This is a genomic window from Streptomyces sp. NPDC038200, assembly GCF_055600785.1.
This window is the reverse complement of sequence record NZ_JBVJYH010000057.1, coordinates 1-3,537: the sequence shown is the minus strand read 5'-3', so window position 1 is coordinate 3,537 and position 3,537 is coordinate 1. Positions and strand designations below refer to the sequence as shown.

1 protein-coding gene is annotated in these 3,537 nt (G+C 76.2%); it reads right to left on the bottom strand.

Features of this window, described 5'->3' with window-relative positions:
* A partial coding sequence (locus tag ACZ7KF_RS41445; RefSeq protein ID WP_471087870.1) for an SDR family NAD(P)-dependent oxidoreductase occupies positions 1-3,537 on the bottom strand: 3,537 nt, incomplete at both ends.

The following is a 3,537-nucleotide window of genomic DNA, read 5'->3' as shown; positions in this document are numbered from 1 at the left end:
TCGGCGAACACCTCACCGAACACCGGATAAGCAGCGGCGAGTTCCCCACCCATCCCGGCCCGCTGCGCCCCCTGACCCGCGAACACGAACGCGGTGCGGGCTTCGCCGGCCGCTGTCGGGCGGGCGGTGCCGAGGGCGGCGAGGAGTTCCTCGGTGGTCCGGCCGACCGCCGTCACGCGGTGGGCCAGCGCGGCCCGGCCGGTGGCCAGGCCGAGGCCGATGTCGGCCGGACGCGCCTCGGGGTGCTCCGTGACGAACGTTCGGAGTCGCTCGATCTGTGCCGCCAGCGCGGTCTCGGAGCGCGCCGACACCACCCAGGGCACGGCGGCCAGTTCGGCCGGTGCGGTGGATTCCGCGGGGTCCGGTGCCTCTTCGAGGACGACGTGGGCGTTGGTGCCGGACACGCCGAACGAGGACACGCCCGCCCGGCGCGGCCGGCCCGCGCGCACCCACTCCCGGGCCTCCGTCAGCAGTTCGACCGCGCCGGCGGTCCAGTCGACGTGCGGGGACGGTTCGTCCACGTGGAGGGTGGGCGGCAGCACGCCGTGCCGCATCGCCTCCACCATCTTGATCACTCCGGCCACGCCGGCCGCGGCCTGGGTGTGCCCGATGTTGGACTTCACCGAGCCCAGCCACAGCGGCTCGTCCCGCTCCTGGCCGTAGGTGGCCAGCAGGGCCTGCGCCTCGATCGGGTCACCCAGCCGGGTGCCCGTACCGTGCGCCTCCACGGCGTCCACGTCCGCGGGCGCGAGCCCGGCACCGGCGAGGGCCTGCCGGATCACCCGCTGCTGCGAGGGACCGTTCGGCGCCGTCAGACCGTTCGACGCACCGTCCTGGTTCACCGCCGAACCCCGCACCACCGCCAGCACCTTGTGCCCGTTGCGGCGGGCGTCCGACAGCCGCTCCACGAGCAGCATGCCGACACCCTCGCCCCAGCCGGTCCCGTCGGCCGCCGCGGCGAAGGACTTGCAGCGGCCGTCCGCCGCGAGACCCCGCTGGCGCGAGAACTCGTCGAAGGCGCCCGGGGTGGACATCACGGTGACACCGCCGGCCAGGGCCATGGAGCACTCGCCGCTGCGCAGCGCCTGGATCGCCCAGTGCAGCGCGACGAGGGAGGAGGAGCAGGCGGTGTCGACGGTGACCGCGGGGCCCTCCAGGCCGAGGACGTAGGAGATGCGGCCCGACAGCACGCTGGCCGAGTTGCCGGTGCCGATGTGTCCCGCGTGGGCCTCGGTGGCGCCGGCGAGGAGGCTGACGTAGTCCTGGCCGTTGGTGCCGAGGAAGACGCCGACGGACGTGCCGCGCACCGTGTGCGGGTTGATGCCCGCGCGTTCGAAGGCCTCCCAGCCGGTCTCCAGGGCGAGCCGCTGCTGCGGGTCCATGACCAGTGCCTCACGCGGGCTGATGCCGAAGAAGTCCGCGTCGAACTCCGCGGCTCCGTGCAGGAATCCGCCTTCGGCGTAGGCGTCGGTGGGTCCCCATCGGCGGTCCGCCGGAATGGGTCCCATGGCGTCCACGCCGTCGGCGAGCAGCCGCCACAGGTCCTCGGGCGAGGCCACGTCGCCCGGGAAGCGGCAGGCCATGCCGACGATCGCGATGGGCTCGTCCGCGCGAACGGCCGTGGCCGGGAGCGCGGTCGCGCCGTCGGAGCCGGTGTCCTTCCCGGTCGCCAGGGCGAGCAGGTGGGCGGCCAGGGCGCGGGCGCTCGGGTGGTCGAACACGGCGGTCGCGGTGAGCGCGACTCCGGTGGCGGCGCCGAGCCGGTTGCGCAGCTGGACGGCGGCCATGGAGTCGAAGCCCAGGTCGCGGAAGGCGGTGTCGGGTTCGACGTCCGCCGCGCCCGAGCGGCCGAGGACGGCGGCGGCGCTGGACCGCACGAGGTCCAGGGCTGCGCGCTCCCGGTCGGGGCCGGTGAGCGCCGTGGGGGCCTCGGCGGCTGCCGGGCCGGAGTGTTCGGCCAGCAGGGAACCGGCGGTGAGGCCGGTCCAGTCGGCGTCGGCGACGATGCTGTGCGCGTCCGCGGCGGCCACGGCACGGTCCAGGGCGACCAGGGCGTGTCCGGGGTCGAGCGGGGTGACACCGGCGCGGCGCAGCCGCTCGGCCACGGTGTCGTCGAGCATGCCGCCGCCGGCCCAGGGGCCCCAGGCGACGGCGGTGCCGGGCAGTCCGAGGGCCCGGCGGTGCGCGGCGAGCGTGTCGAGCACGGCGTTCGCGGCGGCGTACGCGGCCTGCCCGGGGTTGCCGAGGGTGCCGGCGAGCGAGGAGAACAGCACGAACGCGTCCAGGTCGAGCCCGGCCGTCGCGGCGTGCAGGACCCGCGCGGCGTCGGCCTTGGCCCTGAGTACGGCGGTGACCTGGTCCGGGGTGTGGGTGTCCAGCGGTGCGTCGGAGAGGACGCCCGCCGTGTGGACCACCGCCGTCAGCGGGGCGTCGGCGGGTACCCGCGCCAGCAGGGCCGCGACCGCCTCGGGGTCGGCGACGTCGCAGGCGGCGACGGTCGCCGTGGCGCCCGCGGCCTCGATGGCGCGGACCAGTTCGGCGGCGCTGTCGGCCGCCGGGCCCCGCCTGCTGACCAGCAGCAGGTGCTCCGCTCCGCGCTCCGCGAGCCGTTGGGCGACCTGTGCGCCGAGGGCGCCGGTGCCACCGGTGACGAGGACCGTGCCGTGGGGCCGCCACTCGCGGCGGGGAGCGTCGGCGGCTCGGACGAGACGGGCCGCGAAGGTGCCGTTCTCGCGTACCGCGCACTCGTCCTCGGTGCCGGCCAGGACGGCGGCGAGCCGGCGTCGGGCCCGCTCGTCCAGCGTGCCGGGCAGGTCGACCAGCCCGCCCCAGCGCTCCGGGGCCTCCAGACGGACGACCCGGCCCAGGCCCCGGACACCCGCCGCGGTGACGGCGGCTTCCGGGACCGTGTCCGTGGAGGCGACGGCCACGGCCTCGGAGGTGGCGCACCACAGCGGGACGGTGATCTCGGCGTCGCCGAGCGCCTGGACGAGGGCGAGGGTCGCGTGCACCGGGCGGTCGGCCGACGCGAGCAGGGACAGCACTCCGCCGAGACCGCTGTCGTCGGCGTCGCGGAGCAGTTCGGCGGTCGTCTGCCGGTCGGCGCCCCGCGGAAATGCGAGGCAGGTGACCTCGGCGCCGTGCTCGCGCAGGGCGGTGGCGACGTCGGCGACGAGCGGATCGTCCTCCTCCGTGCAGACCAGCAGCCACCTGCCGGTCAGCACGGCGCCGCCGGCCTCGGGGAGCGGGGTCCAGCGGACCTTGTGCCGCCAGCGGTCCACGACCGCGTCGGCGCGTTCCCTGTCGTGCCAGGACGCGAGGGTGGGCAGTACGGCGTCCAGCCCGGTGTCCTCCGCCACGCCCAGCAGGTCGGCGAGGTCACCGCTCTGGACGGCGGCCCAGAAGGCGTCGTCCGAGGAACGGGTCTGGGGCGCGGGGGCGTCGAGCCAGAAGCGTTCGCGCTGGAACGCGTAGGTGGGCAGGTCGACACGGCGGGCACCGGGACCGAAGAAGCCGGCCCAGTCGACGTCCACCCCG